This is a genomic window from Sphingomonas sp. CFBP9019 (assembly GCF_034045155.1).
In the GTDB taxonomy this organism is placed as follows: Bacteria; Pseudomonadota; Alphaproteobacteria; order Sphingomonadales; family Sphingomonadaceae; genus Sphingomonas; species Sphingomonas aerolata.
In genome coordinates this window covers 151,811-168,099 of sequence record NZ_JAXCWK010000005.1, presented here as the reverse complement: position 1 = coordinate 168,099, position 16,289 = coordinate 151,811, and the positions used below count along the sequence as shown (strand labels likewise).

19 protein-coding genes, 1 tRNA gene and 1 pseudogene are annotated in these 16,289 nt (G+C 68.3%); 8 read left to right on the top strand and 13 right to left on the bottom strand.

What is annotated here, in order from left to right:
* Window positions 1-1,605 (bottom strand): protein translocase subunit SecD, encoded by a 1,605-nt coding sequence (secD, locus tag SOM18_RS15865; RefSeq protein WP_031441218.1) that lies wholly within the window; start codon window positions 1,603-1,605, stop codon window positions 1-3.
* A complete protein-coding gene (gene yajC, locus SOM18_RS15860; protein WP_031441219.1) occupies window positions 1,605-1,943 on the bottom strand; it encodes a preprotein translocase subunit YajC in 339 nt (112 codons plus the stop codon). Before yajC ends, secD begins: the two co-directional genes overlap by 1 nt.
* 200 nt (window positions 1,944-2,143) lie before the next feature.
* On the opposite strand from yajC, the gene SOM18_RS15855 reads away from it, so the two are divergent.
* A tRNA-Pro gene (locus SOM18_RS15855) sits at window positions 2,144-2,220 on the top strand.
* 76 nt (window positions 2,221-2,296) lie between these two features.
* Here the strand turns inward: SOM18_RS15855 and SOM18_RS15850 are convergent.
* Window positions 2,297-2,755, bottom strand: a complete 459-nt coding sequence (locus tag SOM18_RS15850) for a DUF3617 domain-containing protein (protein ID WP_081874343.1) — start codon at window positions 2,753-2,755, stop codon at window positions 2,297-2,299.
* Window positions 2,756-2,812: 57 nt separating this feature from the next.
* Between SOM18_RS15850 and SOM18_RS15845 the strand changes: the two genes are divergently transcribed.
* From SOM18_RS15845 to hslU, 5 genes and pseudogenes are all read left to right on the top strand, one after another.
* Window positions 2,813-2,998 (top strand): DUF4169 family protein, encoded by a 186-nt coding sequence (locus SOM18_RS15845; RefSeq protein WP_320481961.1) that lies wholly within the window; start codon window positions 2,813-2,815, stop codon window positions 2,996-2,998.
* A 229-nt stretch (window positions 2,999-3,227) separates the two neighbouring features.
* Window positions 3,228-3,764 carry a glycoside hydrolase family 108 protein gene (locus SOM18_RS15840; protein WP_320482067.1) on the top strand — a complete coding sequence of 179 codons (537 nt, stop codon included), beginning with the start codon at window positions 3,228-3,230 and terminating at the stop codon, window positions 3,762-3,764.
* Window positions 3,765-3,835: 71 nt separating this feature from the next.
* A pseudogene (locus SOM18_RS15835) lies at window positions 3,836-4,063 on the top strand (3TM-type holin); the annotation flags it as partial.
* A gap of 212 nt (window positions 4,064-4,275) precedes the next feature.
* Window positions 4,276-4,818 (top strand): ATP-dependent protease subunit HslV, encoded by a 543-nt coding sequence (gene hslV / locus SOM18_RS15830; RefSeq protein WP_081874259.1) that lies wholly within the window; start codon window positions 4,276-4,278, stop codon window positions 4,816-4,818.
* A gap of 124 nt (window positions 4,819-4,942) precedes the next feature.
* Window positions 4,943-6,238 (top strand): ATP-dependent protease ATPase subunit HslU, encoded by a 1,296-nt coding sequence (gene hslU, locus SOM18_RS15825; protein ID WP_031393589.1) that lies wholly within the window; start codon window positions 4,943-4,945, stop codon window positions 6,236-6,238.
* 248 nt (window positions 6,239-6,486) lie between these two features.
* Here hslU and SOM18_RS15820 read toward each other — a convergent pair whose 3' ends face one another.
* From SOM18_RS15820 to SOM18_RS15810, 3 genes are all read right to left on the bottom strand, one after another.
* Window positions 6,487-6,753, bottom strand: a complete 267-nt coding sequence (locus tag SOM18_RS15820) for a hypothetical protein (protein WP_031440492.1) — start codon at window positions 6,751-6,753, stop codon at window positions 6,487-6,489.
* Between the two features lie 57 nt (window positions 6,754-6,810).
* A complete protein-coding gene (locus tag SOM18_RS15815) occupies window positions 6,811-8,244 on the bottom strand; it encodes a DEAD/DEAH box helicase (protein WP_056679374.1) in 1,434 nt (477 codons plus the stop codon).
* Between the two features lie 240 nt (window positions 8,245-8,484).
* Entirely contained in the window at window positions 8,485-9,225 is a 741-nt protein-coding gene (locus tag SOM18_RS15810) for a Crp/Fnr family transcriptional regulator (protein WP_235188324.1), read from the bottom strand.
* Between the two features lie 298 nt (window positions 9,226-9,523).
* Between SOM18_RS15810 and SOM18_RS15805 the strand changes: the two genes are divergently transcribed.
* Window positions 9,524-9,784 carry a DUF6894 family protein gene (locus SOM18_RS15805; protein ID WP_031440141.1) on the top strand — a complete coding sequence of 87 codons (261 nt, stop codon included), beginning with the start codon at window positions 9,524-9,526 and terminating at the stop codon, window positions 9,782-9,784.
* Between the two features lie 38 nt (window positions 9,785-9,822).
* Here the strand turns inward: SOM18_RS15805 and SOM18_RS15800 are convergent, their stop codons facing one another.
* From SOM18_RS15800 to SOM18_RS15770, 7 genes are all read right to left on the bottom strand, one after another.
* Window positions 9,823-10,236 (bottom strand): VOC family protein, encoded by a 414-nt coding sequence (locus SOM18_RS15800; RefSeq protein ID WP_031440142.1) that lies wholly within the window; start codon window positions 10,234-10,236, stop codon window positions 9,823-9,825.
* Between the two features lie 377 nt (window positions 10,237-10,613).
* On the bottom strand, window positions 10,614-11,426 hold the full coding sequence (locus tag SOM18_RS15795) for a hypothetical protein (RefSeq protein WP_320481960.1): 813 nt from the start codon (window positions 11,424-11,426) through the stop codon (window positions 10,614-10,616).
* Window positions 11,423-12,160, bottom strand: a complete 738-nt coding sequence (locus SOM18_RS15790) for an alpha/beta fold hydrolase (RefSeq protein WP_031441083.1) — start codon at window positions 12,158-12,160, stop codon at window positions 11,423-11,425. The genes SOM18_RS15795 and SOM18_RS15790 overlap by 4 nt, the downstream gene beginning before the upstream one ends.
* Before the next feature lie 38 nt (window positions 12,161-12,198).
* Window positions 12,199-12,402, bottom strand: coding sequence for a helix-turn-helix transcriptional regulator (locus SOM18_RS15785; protein ID WP_031394295.1), 204 nt, complete (start codon window positions 12,400-12,402; stop codon window positions 12,199-12,201).
* Window positions 12,399-12,806, bottom strand: coding sequence for a hypothetical protein (locus SOM18_RS15780; RefSeq protein WP_031441082.1), 408 nt, complete (start codon window positions 12,804-12,806; stop codon window positions 12,399-12,401). Before SOM18_RS15780 ends, SOM18_RS15785 begins: the two co-directional genes overlap by 4 nt.
* Before the next feature lie 456 nt (window positions 12,807-13,262).
* Window positions 13,263-13,517, bottom strand: a complete 255-nt coding sequence (locus SOM18_RS15775; protein ID WP_031441081.1) for a DUF6356 family protein — start codon at window positions 13,515-13,517, stop codon at window positions 13,263-13,265.
* 36 nt (window positions 13,518-13,553) lie between these two features.
* Complete coding sequence (locus tag SOM18_RS15770; RefSeq protein WP_320481959.1) at window positions 13,554-14,978, bottom strand: glutamate ligase domain-containing protein; 1,425 nt, start codon at window positions 14,976-14,978, stop codon at window positions 13,554-13,556.
* Between the two features lie 48 nt (window positions 14,979-15,026).
* Here SOM18_RS15770 and SOM18_RS15765 point away from each other — a divergent pair, with 48 nt between their 5' ends.
* Complete coding sequence (locus tag SOM18_RS15765; RefSeq protein ID WP_031440283.1) at window positions 15,027-15,842, top strand: LD-carboxypeptidase; 816 nt, start codon at window positions 15,027-15,029, stop codon at window positions 15,840-15,842.
* The last annotated feature ends 447 nt before the right edge of the window (window positions 15,843-16,289 follow it).

Genomic DNA, 16,289 nt, shown 5'->3' with positions numbered 1-16,289 from the left:
TCAAATATTGATCGTGGTGGGGCGGTTCTTGCGCAGCCAGAGCGCCACGAGCATCCGCGTGAAGGTCACCGCGGTGAACACGCTGGTGCAGATGCCGATCAGCAGCACGACCGCAAAGCCCTTAACCGGGCCGGAGCCCAGCAGGAGCATGATCACGCCGGTGATCGCGTGCGTGACGTTGGCCTCGAAGATCGTGCGTGACGCCTCCTTATAGCCGAGCTCGACCGCCTGGACGATGTTGCGCCCGCGGCGGCGTTCCTCGCGAATACGCTCGTTGATCAGCACGTTGGCGTCGACCGCAGTACCGATCGTCAGCACGAAGCCGGCGATGCCGGGCAGCGTCAGCGTCGCGTTGAGCATCGCCATGACGGCGACGATCACGAGGATGTTGATGACCACCGCGAGGTTCGCATAGAGGCCGAACCGGCCATAGGTCACGAACATGAACACGATCACCGCGAGCGCCGCGACGATGCTGGCCAGCACGCCGGCGCGGATCGAATCCTTGCCGAGATCGGGGCTGACGGTGCTCTCGGCGATGATCTTCAGATTGATCGGCAGCTTGCCCGATCGCAGCGAGATCGCGAGTGCGTTCGCCGATTCGGTGGTGAAATTGCCCGAGATCGAGGCGCGACCACCGAGGATCGGCTCGTTGATGTTGGGCGCGGAGATCACCGAATTGTCGAGGATGATCGCGAACGGCTTGTTCGTGTTTTCCTGCGTGACCTTGGCGAAACGTCGTCCACCGACCGCGTCGAAGGTGATCGCCACCTGCGGCGCGTTGGTCTGCGGCTCGAACTCCTGGCGGGCATCGGCGAGCTGATCGCCCGAGATGATCACCGATCGCTTGACCGCGATGAACGGAATGCCCTGCGGATTGCCGGGGTAAGGAATGACCTGGCTGCCGACGGGGGCGATGCCCTTGACGAGATCGGCGGGGTTCGCGGTCTCGTCGACCAGCTTGAATTCGAGCTTTGCGGTCTTGCCGAGCAGGTTCTTGAGCGCCTGCGGATTCTGCAGGCCCGGCACCTGGACGACGATACGCGTCGCGCCCTGGCGGACGATCGTCGGCTCCTTGGTGCCGAGTTCGTCGATGCGGCGGCGGACGACTTCGGTCGCGTCCTTCATCGCGGTGTCGATCGCCTGCTGGAGCCCGGCCTCGGTCGGCTTGAGCACGAACCGGCTGGTGTCGACGACGTTGATGTCCCATTCGCGCTGGCCGCTCATCCCGGCGCCGCCGCCGGTGATCGAGAGCAGCCGCTCGCGCGCGGCATCGACCTGGCTCGGATCGCGGAGCAGGAAGCTAAGCTGCCCGCCACGCACCGAAATATCGCCGATCGCGATGCGCGGCGTGCCGTTGCGCATCGTGCCCGCGATGCTGTCGCGCATCGCCTCGATCCGCGAATTGGCGAGATCGGCGGTGTCCGCCTCGAGCAGCAGATAGCTGCCGCCCGCCAGATCGAGACCCAGGTTGATCCGCTTATGCGGAATCGCCCCCCACTTGCTGGTCGTCGATTCGGAGAAGAAGCTCGGGATCGCAAGCGCGCAGAGCACGGCCAGCAGGCCGATGATCGACGCGACCTTCCAGCGGGGGAAATCCAACATCAGTCGTTCGCCGGCTTCGTGTTCGGGCTGGTGATGTCGGTGAGCGTCGCCTTGACGACGCGGACTCGCGTGTTGGGTGCGATCTCGACCTCGACGAACGCGTCCTCGACCTTGGTCACCTTGCCGATGATGCCGCCCGCGGTGACGACGCTGTCATTCTTCTTGACCGCCGCGACCGACGCCTGGAGCGCCTTCATCCGCTTTTGCTGCGGACGGATCATCAGGAAATAGAAGACGATGAAGACGAGGAAGAGCGGCGCGAGGCTCAGAAACGAGGCGATGCCGCCCGATGTCGCCGTCTCGCCGGCGGCCTGCGCATATGCTGGGGAAATGAACATGGAGTCCCGTTTTGGCTGGTGGGCAGGCGCCATACGCCCGCGCTCGCATGGGCGATGCCGCTATCACCGGTTGCCGCCCCGCGCAACCAATGTGCGCCGGTGAAGCGTGGCCGGGCCGCGATGAGACGGACGAATATGGGCTTTGCCGCAATCGCGTGCTTGCATCGCGCGCAACATCCGCATAATGCGCGCCCTTCGGTCGGGGCGTAGCGCAGCCTGGTAGCGCATCACACTGGGGGTGTGGGGGTCGCAGGTTCGAATCCTGTCGCCCCGACCAGAAACTTTCCGGAGCCGGCCGCCAGAGGCGATGCCGCTCGCGGGCACGAAATATCGTGCCATTCCAGATCCTGGCGTCAGCGTTTGCAGACAGGACCGGTGCGCGCCGCGACCTGATCCGCGACGATGCGCATCGCGCCCTTGTCGGTCTCGCCGGTCATCGTCATCCGCGCGGTGAAACCGGTCGCGCCATAGCTGCCCGCGCGGACGATCCGCATCGGCGGCCCCTTTTTCTGCGGACAGGTCATGACGTGATCGATCCGCCCGCCCGAGAACTGCGCGCGCTCGACGGTGCAGCGCGCCTCGGGCTTGGGGACGAACAGCGCGGCGACGCCCGACGAGGCCTGTTCGGGCGGCAGGCATTTGCGCTCGGTCTTCGATTTTCCGCGCATCATCCGCAGGATAAACCCCGGCGCACCCGGAATGACGAGCTCGACCGCGGTCGAGGTGATCGCCCAGGCGCCGGGCGGCAGTGCCTGCGCCGACGCGGCGGCGGGGAGCAGGAGAAGGGCGGACAGCAGGACGGGATGGCGCATAGGAGGGGCAGTCTGTAGCGCCGGCGGGATGCTGGCAAGCGGGGTGCGAGGGGATTCATGGGCGAGATCATCAATTTGCGGCGTGCGCGCAAAGCGCGGGCGCGGCGCGAGGCGGGGGTGGTGGCGGACGCGAACCGCGCGGCGTTCGGGCGGACCAAGGCGGAGCGTGCGCGGGATGCTGAGGAGCGGGCGCGGGGGGAGCGGGTGCTGGATCAAGCTCGGCTGGATGGGGAGGAAAGCTGAGGTTTGGGAGCGGGTTGCTGGTTGACCGATAGGGGTGGGTTTCCATTTTCGTCATCCCGGGCTTGACCCGGGACCCAGGGTTACGGGCGCTTGCGCTGCTTGGCTCTGGGTCCTGACTTTCGTCAGGATGACGGTGGACGGTGTTTGTCTTTTACCATTCTAGGCCCTGATCTTGCTTTTCGCTAACCTATATGGTTATATGGTTGCGGGCGAATCGGGGGAATCGGGGATGGAGATCGGTGGGCTGATCGAGGCGGTGATCGATCGTGAGGGCGGGTACGGCGATCATCCGGCGGATCGCGGGGGGGCGACGCGGTTCGGGATCACGCAGGCGGTGGCGCGGGCGCATGGGTTTGCGGGGGACATGCGGGTGTTTCCGCGGGCGGCGGCGGTCGCGATCTATCGGCAGGCTTACTGGATTGACCCCGGATATGAGGGGGTTGGCCGGATCGCGCCGGATATTGCGGGGGAATTGTTCGATACCGGGGTGAATATGGGGCCGGCGGTCGCGAGCGGGTTTCTGCAGCGGGCGCTCAACGCGCTCAATCGGGGGGCGAGCGATTATCCCGACCTCGTCGTCGATGGCCGGATCGGGGCGGGGACGCTGGCGGCGCTGGCGGGGTTCCTCAAGCGACGCGGGGCGGGGGGCGAGGCGGTGCTGCTGAAGGCGATCGAGGCACTGCAGGGCGAACGCTATGTCGCGCTGGCGGAGCGGCGGCCGGCGAACGAGGCGTTCCTTTATGGCTGGCTCGCGAACCGGGCGTGAGGCGGAAAGCGCCACTTTTCCAGGGGGGTGTCATGACGAGAGGCGTTGAGGAGGGGGCGGAGCTGCCCGCCGATCCGTGGGTGACGCGGGCGCGGCCGGGGTTCCTGTATGTGATGTACGCGTTGCTGCTCGGGGCGATCCCGGTGGGTCTGCTCGCGGCGGTGCGGCCGGCGGCGGCGCAGGCGATCGCGGCGGGCGTGGGGGCGTATCTGGGGGCGATCCCCGAGCCGCTCTACGCGCTCTTCGGGACGGGGTATCTGGGGTATACCGCGGCGCGTGAGTGGGGGAAGCGGCGGTGAGCGGGACTGGTATCGGAGCGGCGCGCGTGGCGTTCGGGGCTCTGGATCCTGACGTTCGTCAGGATGACGTAAAGGGGGAAGGTAACCGGGAAGCTGACAGGGAAGACGAGCGGGAGGGTGAGGGGGTGGTGCAGGGGGTCGGTGCAACGGACCGTTGCGTGGTCGAAAGCGCACCCTACATCGCGGTCATGAGTGCAAATGATCCCCACGCCATGCCGGTCTGGCACGGCACCACCATCCTTTCGGTCCGGCGCGGCGGCAAGGTCGTCGTGATCGGCGACGGCCAGGTCTCGATGGGCCAGACGGTCATGAAACCCAATGCGCGCAAGGTGCGGCGGCTCGGCGACGGGTCGGTGATCGGCGGGTTCGCCGGCGCGACCGCGGATGCCTTCACGCTGTTCGAACGGCTCGAACGCAAGCTGGAGCAGCATCAGGGGCAGTTGCTCCGGGCCGCGGTCGAGCTCGCCAAGGACTGGCGGACCGACAAGTTCCTGCGCAACCTCGAGGCGATGATGATCGTCGCGGACAAGGACGTGACGCTGATCCTGACGGGCAATGGCGACGTGCTCGAGCCCGAGAACGGCGTCGCGGCGATCGGATCGGGCGGCAACTATGCGCTCGCCGCGGCGCGCGCGCTGGTCGAATATGAGAGCGATGCCGAGGTGCTGTGCCGCAAGGCGATGGGAATCGCGAGCGAGCTCTGCGTGTACACCAATGACCGGCTGACCGTGGAGTCGATGGACTCGACCAGCTGAAGACCCGGAAGCCCCTCTCCTTCAGGGGAGGGGTTGGGGTGGGGGGCTTCATCAAGCGCTCCGCCCGCGGATAGTCCCCACCCCCAACCCCTCCCCTGAAGGGGAGGGGCGAAGAAGAGTGATCATGAACGACCAGCTTACCCCCAAGGCAATCGTCGCCGCGCTTGACGCGCATATCATCGGCCAGGCCGCGGCCAAGCGCGCGGTCGCGGTGGCGATGCGCAACCGGTGGCGGCGCCAGCAGCTCAGCGAGGATCTGCGCGACGAGGTGACGCCGAAGAACATCCTGATGATCGGGCCGACCGGCTGCGGCAAGACCGAGATCAGCCGGCGGCTGGCGAAGCTCGCCGATGCGCCGTTCGTCAAGGTCGAGGCGACCAAGTTCACCGAGGTCGGCTATGTCGGCCGCGACGTCGAGCAGATCGCGCGCGACCTGGTCGAGGAGGCGATCCGGCTGGAGAAGGAACGCCGGCGGATCGCGGTGAAGGACAAGGCGGAGGAGGCGGCGATGGGCCGGCTGCTCGACGCGCTGGTCGGCAAGGATTCGAGCACCGCGACGCGCGAGAGCTTCAAGCAGCGGTTCCTCGACGGGCATCTGAACGCCGCCGAGGTCGAGATCGAGGTCGAGCAGACGCCGACCACGCCGTTCGAGATCCCCGGCGGCGCGCCGCAGATGATCAACATCGGCGAGATGATGAAGTCGCTGGGCGGCGGGCAGCAATTGAAGCGCCGCAAGCTGACGGTGACCGCGGCGTGGGACAAGCTGGTCGAGGAAGAGGCGGACAAGCGGCTCGACCAGGACGAGGTGAGTCGCGTCGCGCTGGCGGATGCCGAGGCGAACGGGATCGTGTTCCTCGACGAGATCGACAAGATCGCGGTCAGCGACGGGCGCGGCGGATCGGTGAGCCGCGAGGGCGTTCAGCGCGACCTGTTGCCGCTGATCGAGGGGACGACGGTCGCGACCAAATACGGACCGATGAAGACGGACCATATCCTGTTCATCGCGAGCGGGGCGTTCCATGTCGCCAAGCCGAGCGATTTGCTGCCCGAGTTGCAGGGGCGTCTGCCGATCCGGGTCGAGCTGAAGGGCCTGACCGAGGGGGATTTCGTTGCGATCCTGTCGGATACCAAGGCGTCGCTGCCGCTGCAGTACAAGGCGCTGATCGCCACGGAAGGCGTCGAGATCCGCTTCACCGAGGACGGCATCGCCGCGGTCGCGCGGATCGCCGCGGAGGTGAATGCCGAGGTCGAGAATATCGGCGCGCGGCGGTTGCAGACGGTGATGGAGAAGCTGCTCGAGGACGTCAGCTACAATGCCGAGGATCGCGGCGGGTCCAGCGTGGTGATCGACGGGGCGTATGTCGACAGCCAGCTGAAGGAGATTGCGCGGAATACGGATCTTAGCCGGTTCGTGCTTTAGTCTGGGGGTTTTCGGGTGCGTACGGGGGCGGGGGTGCCATTGCGCTCTCACGCTCCGTTCGTGCTGAGCGAAGTCGAAGCACTTGGGGCCGGCCCTTCGACTTCGCTCAGGGCGAACGGATGGGGGGGCGGTTCCCGCCCTCTTCGTCATCCTGGGCTTGACCCAGGACCCAGAGTTACGGGCGGGGTCGCTTTTGGCTCTGGGTCCTGACTTTCGTCAGGATGACGAGGGGGAGTGAGGGGCGTCGGCTACAGCACCACCGTCTGCGGGCGGGCGGCCTTGAGCGCGGCGAGGACCATGGTTTCCCAGATGGCGGGGTCGCCGGCGGCGGCCATGGTCTGGTCGGGTTCGCGCAAGGTGCGCAGGACCGCGAGCGCGTCGGGGAGATAGTCGGTCCAGGCTTCGTCGATCAGGCGCGACGCGGAGGCGGTGTCGCCGCCGGCATTGGCGCTGATCCGCTGGCCCGCCAGGACGCGGGCGATGCGTTCGGCGATCGGGGTATTCGAGACGTCCATCAGTCTTCTCCTCGCAGGTCTGCCTATAGCAAACCCGCGAGGCAAAGACATGGGGCCTTAGCGTGCCGAGCTGGGGCCGGCGCCGCGGCCCTGGCCGCCGGGGCGACCGCCACCGGCGGGGCGACCACCGCCCTGGCCGCCGGGACGACCGCCGCCCTGGGGACGACCGCCGCCGCCACCCTGGCCGCCGCCACCCTGACCGCCACGGCTTGCGCCCGCATAGTTGCGGCCGGTGGTGCCGGTCGCGCGGGGCGCGTGGGTGGCGCGGGGACGCGCGGGATCGCGCGGACGGTCGATCCGGACTTCGGGATCGGCGCCCATCGTCTTGACGCGCGTCTGCTTGATCTGGTTCGACAGGTTGACGAAATCGTCGGGCAGCGGGCGGACCGTCACCTTCTGGCGGGTGATCCGCTCGATGTCGCGCAGATAGGCCTTCTCGTCATCCGCGCAGAACGCGACGGCGATGCCGCTGGCGCCCGCACGCGCGGTGCGGCCGATGCGGTGGACATACTGCTCGGCGACGTTGGGCAGCTCGAAGTTGATGACGTGGCTGACGCCCGAGACGTCGATGCCGCGCGCAGCGATGTCGGTCGCGATCAGGACCTTGACCTTGCCCTGCTTGAATTCGCCCAGCGCGCGCTCGCGCTGGCCCTGGCTCTTGTTGCCGTGGATCGCGTTCGAGGCGATGCCGTTGCCCGCGAGCAGCTTCACGACGCGGTCGGCGCCGTGCTTGGTGCGCGTGAAGACGAGCGCGCGGTCGATCGCGGGATCGCCCAGCGTGATCGTCAGCAGCGCCTGCTTTTCCGACTGGTTGCAGAAGGTGACATACTGGTCGACGCGCTCTGCGGTGGTCGCGGCGGGCTTGACCGAGACGGTCTTCGGATCGAGCAGGAACTGCGAGGCGAGATCGCGGATCGCGGTCGGCATCGTCGCCGAGAAGAACAAAGTCTGGCGCTTCTTCGGCAGCATGCGGACGATCTTCTTCAGCGCGTGGATGAAGCCGAGGTCCATCATCTGGTCGGCTTCGTCGAGCACGAGGATCTCGATCATCGACAGGTTGCAGAAGCCCTGCTCGATCAGGTCGATCAGGCGGCCCGGCGTGGCGACGAGGATGTCGACGCCGCGGCTGAGGTCCTGGCGGTTCTTGTTGATGCTGGTGCCGCCGAACACGGTGGTCACCGACATCTTGCTGAACTGGCCATAGGCGCGTGCGCTGTCGGCGATCTGGCTGGCGAGTTCGCGCGTCGGCGCGAGGACGAGCATGCGGCAATGCGTCGGCAGGACGCGCTTCTGCGTCTCGGTCAGGCGCTGGATCGAGGGGAGCACGAACGCGGCGGTCTTGCCGGTGCCGGTCTGCGCGATGCCGAGCAGGTCGCCGCCCTCGAGCAGGATCGGGATCGACTGGGCCTGGATCGGCGTCGGCTCGGTATAGCCCTTGGCTTCGAGCGCGCGGACGAGGGGCTCGGCGAGGCCGAGGTTGGAAAAGGACATGAATAGTCTCTCAAATGTGCCGGGCTCGCGAATCCACAGGAGGACGCGCGAGGGGCGTGGTGTTTTGACACCCCGCGTGAAAAGGGAAGCCCGTTAGAAACGACCGAGGCGGAGCCTGGACCTTGTTCAGGTCCGATCACGCTGCATGACACCTCGATGGCGGTCAGATGCGCGCGACCGGTCGAAAAGTCAAGAGTGGCCGGGTCGGGGCGGCTCTGGCCCCGTCCTCAGGCCCCGTCCTCAGCTGCGCGTCTGGGTCAGGTGGAGATAGCGTTCGTTGAATTCGGCGGCGTCGCGCAGCGCGCACCAGTCGACGACGCCGATCTGCCGCTTGCGACGCGTGATCAGGCCGTCGGTCTCGAGCGCGCGGAGCACGCGGTTGACATGGACCGGGGTCAGGCCGAGCGCATCGCCCATCTGTTCCTGCGTCATCGGCAGTTCGTAGCTGCCGTCCGCGTCGCTGAGCGAGGAGGCGCGCAGCCGGGCGGAGAATTCGCAGAGCAGGTGCGCAAGCCGCATCTTGGCGTTGCGGCGACCTACGTTGAGCAGCCATTCGCGGTGGATCGACGCCTCGACCAGCGCCTCGATCCACAAGGCGGTGGCGATCTTCGGCGAAACCGCGACGATCTCGCGCAGTGCGGGGATCGGGATCTCGGCGACGGTGATCCGGGTCAGCGCCTGGACGTCGTGATCCGATTCCTCGAGGAACAGGTTCTGCAGATCGATGAAGTCGCCCGGCATCAGGATCGAGACGATCTCGCGCTCGCCGTCGGGGGTGAGCTTCTGGCGATAGGCGAAGCCGTCGATCACGAACGCGCAGCGCAGCGGGCGTTGGCCCTCGCGCAGCATGTAGGTCGACTGATCGATCGTGCGCAGCTTGCACGGCAGCGCCGCGATCGCCACGCGATCCGCCGCACTCAGCTCGACCCGGGTCGCGAGCTTGGCAATCAGATGATCGGTGACGACGATGGGGTAATCCACATGCAGGCTCCGCTCGGGCGGGAGCATATCGAACTCTCAGTCGCCGGGTTAAGCATAGCTTGCCCAGAGGCGCCCTGCACTATCACAGGCGTTATAGTCTCGCTCAAACATAGGTTAGACGCGCATTTCGGAAATTGTCGGTTATTGTAAGAAAATGTCGGCTGCCGCGCGCTGTACGGGTGGCGCGGAACCGATCGTCGCGCAGGGGCGTAGACGCCTTGCGAGAAACAGGGGCGAACACTGGGCGCGGCAGCGCCGGTCGCCCCGGCCGTCGCGTCGAACGCACAGGATGTCGCTGATGCCGCGATACAGATTTCAGATCGCCCTGGGCGGCGAGGTGATCGAGGATCACGAGGGGATCGAGCTGGCGCACCGCGCGGCGGCGATCGAGCATGCGATCGTGGCGATGCGCGAGATGCTGGCGGAGGACATCCGCCAGGGCTGTGTCGACCTGACAATGCGGATCGAGATCATCGAGGGTTGCGGTGCGACGGTCCACGTCGCCGACTGTGCCGCGGCGATGGCGGCCGGGACGATGCCGGCCCGCCGCCGCGCGTGACGCGCGGCGGGCGGGCCGACGATCCTTACCAGTGGCCCTTACCAGTGGCCGGTGTTGGGCATCGACGCCCAGGGCTCGGCAGGGTCGAGCCGGCCGTCCTGCAGCAGCTCGATCGAGATGTTGTCGGGGGTGCGGACGAACGCCATGTGGCCGTCGCGCGGCGGCCGGTTGATCGTCACCCCGGCGTCCTGAAGCCGCTGGCAGGTCTCGTAGATATTGTCGACGCGGTAGGCGAGGTGTCCGAAATTGCGGCCTTCGCCATAGTCTTCCGGATCCCAGTTGTGCGTCAGCTCGACCTCGGCGCTCTCGTCACCGGGCGCGGAGAGGAAGATCAGCGTGAAGCGACCCTGCTCGTTTTCGAGGCGGCGGGCCTCCTTCAGCCCGAGCAGCTCGAAGAACGCGATCGTCTTGGCCGGATCGGTGACCCGGATCATCGTGTGCAGATATTTCATGGACGGCCTTTTCGGGTTGGATCGCCGGTAGATAGGCGGCGCCCCGGCGGGGTTCCAGAGGGGCGGGCGTGGCGGGTGGGGCATTCGCCATGGAGACTGTTGCCGCGCCCCTATCCTCCGTCCGTCATCCCCGCGGAGGCGGGGATCCAGAGGGGCGGGCGGTGGTGGCCGGGCCGTGACGGTTGCCCGTCTGGGTTCCCGCCTGCGCGGGAATGACGTTTGGGCGGGTGGCGTCGTGCTCGTCTCTCACGTCCGTCATCCCCGCGGAGGCGGGGATCCAGAGGGGCGGGCGGGGGTGGCCGGGCCGTGAGGGTTGCCGGTCTGGGTTCCCGCCTGCGCGGGAATGACGTTTGGGCGGGCGCGGTTCTCCCGGCGGATCAGGGTTTGGGCGGGTCGAACTGGCGGAGCGCGGCGATGGCGTTGCGGGCGGTGGGGGTGTCGGGGGCGAGCCGCGCGGCTTCGGCCCAGGCGGCGCGGGCGCGGGTCTCGTCGCCGTCGCGCGCGGCGATGTTGCCCGCCTCGAGCTGGACCGAAGCGTCGTCGGGGGAGCGCTTGAGCGCCTCGGCGATGTCGCCGCGTGCGCGGGGCAGATTGCCCATCCGCCGCGCGAGCGTTGCGGACAGCAGCCAGGCGAGCGGATCGTCGCCCGCGGTGGTCAGCGCGAGATCGATATCGGTGCGCGCGGAGGCGAGGTCGTCCGCGGCGACGAGCGCGCGCGCATGGTCGAGCCGTGCCTCGCCGAGCTGGAGCCCGGTCAGCGTCCCCGCGGTGAGTGCCGAATCGAGCGCGGTGCGCGCCTTGGTCGCGTCGCCCGCGGCGAGCCAGGCATTGCCACCCTGCGCCCAGTAGGTCGCGGCGCGATCGTCGTGCGCGAGCTGCGCGTCGCGCGCCGCGCTCTCGAATTCGGCGGCGGCGGCGGCCCAGTTCTTTTCCGCGGCAAAGGCGAGCCCGCCACAGTCGCGCGCCGCGGCGCCGCCGCCCGCCATCCGCCAGCGGCCCGCCTCGGCACGCGCGGCGACCGGATCGGTGGCGATCGTCGCGATGCAGCGCTGGAGCCGGGTGGCATCGTCGGCGGGGCCGGCGGCGGCGGGCCTGGCGGCCGGTGTCGCTGTCGGCCTGGCGGCAGGCTTTGTGGCGGGGCTGGCGGCCTGGGACAGGAGCAGCGCGGGGGCGAGCAGCATCAGGATCATAAGCGGGCGATCACATCCTCGACCGCGCGGATGATCAGCGCGATGTCGGAATCGCGTGACAGGCGGTGATCGCCGTCCTTGACGAGCAATGTCTGCACATCGGCTGAACGAAGCAGCTCGGCGAGCCGGGTGGTCCGCAGCCACGGCACCGCCTTGTCGCGCTGGCCCTGGATCAGGCGGACGGGGCAGCGGATCTCGATCCAGCCGAACATCAGCCGGTTCGCCTCGCCCGACGCCCAGAAGCCGCGGGTGTAGATGGTGGGTTCGGGGCCGTAATCGTTGGCGCGTTCGAGCCGGCCCGCGCTGAGCAGCGTCAGCTTTTCCTCAGGGGTGAAGCCCCAGTCGGTGAAGTCGGGCGCGGGGGCGATGCCGACGAGCGCCGCGACCAGATCGGGGCGGGCCTTCGCGACGAGCAGCATCAGCCAGCCGCCGAGCGACGAGCCGACGAGCACCGCGGGGCCGTCCGCCAGCGCCTCGAGCATCGCGATCACGTCGTCGCGCCAGTCGACGAGCGTCTGATCCTCGAACGCGCCCTCGCTGCGGCCGCAGCCGCCATAGTCGAAGCGGAGATAGGCGCGGCCCTGCGATTTCGCCCAGGCCTCGAGCGTAACCGCCTTGGTGCCCGTCATGTCCGAACCATAGCCCGACAGGAAGACGATCGTCGGGCCGGTGCCGGTCGTGTGGTGATAGGCGAGGCGGGGGCGGTCCGGCGCGGGGGTGGTGGTGTCGGTCATGCGCGGGGCTTTAGCCAAAGCGGGCGGGTCGGGATAGGTCAGGCTGGTGCGGAGGGGCTGGTGAAGATGTCCTCGATCGCGAGGCCGAACAGCTCGGCGATGCGGAAGGCGAGCGGAAGCGAGGGGTCGTAGCGGCCGGTTTCGATCGCGTTGACGCTCTGGCGCGAGACGTCGAGGCGGTCGGCGAGGTCGCCCTGGCTCCAGTCGCGTTCGGCGCGCAGGACTTTCAGGCGGTTCTTCATGCTGTCCCTGCGCGCACCGCGGCGATGTTGACGCACCCGCCGAGCATCAGGCCGGCAAACCAGAGCACACCCGCCGAATAGGCCGGGACGTGCGGGGCGAGGCCGAAGCTTTCGAGAAAGCCCCAGATCGTCGTCGCGCAGAGCATGAAGACGGTGGCGATCAGCGTCTGGCGGACGTTCATCGTGCGGATATATTCGTCGGGCTCGTCGCGCAGATAGCGCCCCCAGGCGAGGAAGACGCCGAGCAGCGGGAGCGCGGGCAGCACTGCGAGAAGATAGGCGAGCGGGCCGGTCGGCGGATGGCTGCGGAACAGCGCCACCACGCCGAACAGCGTGCCCATGTACGCAAGGCTGAGACCGAGAACGGTGGCGTTGTAGCGGCGCAGCGCGGGGCTCTTGTGCATGGTCAAGCGTCCTTTCAAATCAGTAAAGGAAACTTGTCATTTGGGTGTGTGGAAGTCAAGGGGGCTTTACAGTGGGGGGCGGGGTTGAGGGGATGCGATCGCGCCTGTTCGTTCTCCCATGTAGGCGGGAGTCCGGGGTGGCAGGGCTCGGTGCTGCTTGGCTCTGGATCCTGACTTTCGTCAGGATGACGGGGGGAGGGGGGCGGCGCTTCCCCGCCGTCCGGATGGCGAGTGGGGAGGGCGGCGCTTCCCCGCCGTCGGGAGGACGGGTGGGGAGGGCTGCACTTCACCGCCGTCATCCTGGGCTTGACCCAGGATCCAGGGTTATGGGGCGCAGCGCCGTTGGCTCTGGGTCCTGACTTTCGTCAGGATGACGGGTGGGGGGAGGGCGGCGCTTACCGCCTTCGTCCTGGGCCCCCGCTTTCGCGGGGGGACGAGCCAGCTTGGGCCGGGGGGTCAGATGATGAATTCTACCGTTTTCATCTGGGTCTGGTCGGCCGCCACCGCGCCGCGTTTGGCGACCATCTGGCGGTGGAGTTCGCGCACCGTGTCGCTGCCGCTGGTCTTGCACAAAGCGGGGATGACCGCGTGGACGAGGGCGCCGAGGCCGCCCGCGATCATCGTCACGCCGAACCGGCTGGCGACGCCGAAATGCTCGGCATAGCTTTCGCCGACGGTGGCGGGATGGTCGAGGAAGAGGCGGCGGAACATCGGCGGGTCTCCGGACGGGGGATCGGGCTTATCCTATCAGCCGGCGAGGGATTCGACCATGGTCGCCGCGAGCAGGCTGAGCGTGTCGTCGCGCGCGCCCATCACGACGATGCGGTCGCCGGGGCGCGCCTCGGCCACCAGCAGCGCGGCGGCGTCGGCGCGGTCGGCGATGTGGCGGGCGTCGCGGCCCTCCGCGGCGATCCGGGCGACGATGTCGGCGCTCGTGACCTCGCGGGTGACGGTGCCGCCATAATAGGCCGGGTCGGGGAGGACGAGCAGGTCTTCGGGCGCCATCCGTTCGACGAAGGTGGCGACGAGCTCGGTGCCCATGACCTTCAAGGGGCCATAGCCGTGCGGCTGGAACAGGATCAGCAGGCGGCCGGGAAAGGCGTGGAGCGTGTCGAGCGTCGCGGCGATCTTGTCGGGGTTGTGGCCGAAATCGTCGATCACCGCGACGCCGTTCGCTTCGCCGACGAGATCGAAGCGGCGGCGCAGGCCGGTGAAGCTCGCGAGTGCCCTGACCGCGTCGGGGAGCGACACGTCGGCGGCCATCGCCGCGCCGATCGCGGCTAGCGCGTTCGCGACATTGTGGCGGCCGGGGACGGCGAGCGTCACGCGCGTGCGAACGCCGCGCGAGACGAGGTCGAAGGCTATCGCGAAGGGTTCGGGGGCGAGGTTTTCGGCGCGGAGGTCGGCGGAGGCGTCGATCGCGAAGGTGGTGACCTGGCCGCGGGGGAGGCGCGCGGCGAGGGCTGCGGCGTCGGGGTCGTTGGCGTTGACGACCGCGGTCTCGGCCTTGGCTATGAAGGCGCCGAAGAGCGCGCGAAGTTCCTCGAGCGACTTGTGGTCGAGGCTGACATTGTTGAGCACGGCGATCCTGGGCGCGTAATGCGCGATCGAGCCGTCGCTTTCGTCGACCTCGCTGACGAAGGTGTCGCCGGCTCCGACCAGCGCGCTGGCGAAGGGGGCGTCGGGGCGCACGAAGTTCTTCATCACCGCGCCGTTCATCACGGTGGGGTCGCGGCCGGCGGTGTGGAGGATCCAGCCGATCATGCCGGTGACGGTCGACTTGCCGCTGGTGCCGGCCACGCCGATCGGCAGGCGGCTGTCGTTGAACAGCGAGGCGAGCAGCTCGGCGCGGGTGGCGCGCGGGCAGCCGAGCGCGGCGGCGGCGATCATGTCGGGGACGGTCGGCTCGATCGCGGCGGAGGCGACGACGTGCTGGTCCGCAGAGACGATGCCGCTGCCGTCCTGCGGGAAGAGCGCGACCCCCTTGGCGGCGAGATCGTCGAACTTGGCGGGGACGCGGCCCTGGTCGAGATTGCGGTCCGATCCCGCGACGGTCGCGCCGCGGCCCGCGAGGATCATCGCGAGCGGCATCATCCCCGACCCGCCGATGCCGATGAAGAAATAGGCGGGCTGGTCGGCGGCGGTCTGGTCGGAGGGGTTGGTGATATCCATGTGCTCGCGCTATCGGCGGTTGCGTAACGGGGCAAGACAGGACGAACCATGCGCATCGGTGTTCTCGCCGCGTCGAGCCGGACCAACCCTTCGGCGATCCCCGTGGTCACCGCCTATGCGGCGCGCGCGTTTCCCGAGGTCGAGCTGGTGTTCCATCCGCAGTGCACCGCGACCGACGGGCATTTCGCGGGGTCGGATTTCGCGCGGGCGGCGGCGTTTCTGGAATATGCGAACGATCCGGCGTTCGACGCGCTCTGGTTCCTGCGCGGGGGTTATGGCGCGAACCGGATCCTGCAGATGGTGATGCCCGAGCTGGGGCGCGCGGCGCGGCACAAGACGTATCTGGGCTATTCGGATGTCGGGTTCCTGCTGGGGGCGCTCTATGCGCGGCGGATCGGGCGGGTGGCGCACGGGCCGATGGTGAGCGACATCAACCGGCATGATGGCGAGGCGACGGTGGCGCGGTCGCTCGGGTGGATGGCGCGGGGGGATCGCAGCGGACTCGAGCCGGGGCTCGGGGGGCAGCCTTCGGCGGCGTTCAACCTGTCGATCCTGACGTCGCTGATCGGGACGCCGTGGCTGCCGGATCTGACCGATCATGTGCTGATCGTCGAGGAGGTGTCGGAGCCGATGTATGCGATCGACCGGATGCTGTTCAAAGTGGCGAACGCGACGCAGCTGAAGGGGATTGCCGGGCTCAGGCTGGGGGCGGTCACTGCGGTGCAGGCGAACGAGCCGGCCTGGGGGGAGACGCTGGATTACATGATGGTGCGCTGGGCGCGGGACATGGGGGTGCCGTATCTGGGGCGGGCCGAGGTGGGGCACACGCAGGGGAACCATGTGGTGCCGTTTGGGGTGGGGTGAGGGGGCAGATTGCTTCCACCCCGGCGGAGGCCGGGGTCCAGTTGGTGAGGTCGGCGTAACTGAGCGCGGTCTTTTGTCGGCGACGTTTCCCAACTGGGCCCCGGCCTTCGCCGGGGTAGAGTTTGGGGAGGGGCGCGGGGTATTGCGGTGTGCTGGGGTCGCGGCGCGCGCTGTTTGGCTCTGGATCGTGACTTTCGTCAGGATGACGGGGGTGGGTCCGCCCCGGCGGAGGCTGGGGTCCAGGTGGTGAGGTCGGCGTGACTGGGCGCGGTCCTTTGTTGGCGACGTTTCCCAACTGGGCCCCGGCCTTCGCCGGGGTGGAGTTTGGGGGTGGTCGCGGGGATATTGCGGTGTGCTGGGGTCGCGGCGCGCGCGGCGTGGCTCTGGGTCCTGACGTTCGTCAGGATGACGGGGGTGGTTCCCCGGCGGAGGCCGGGGTCCAGGTGG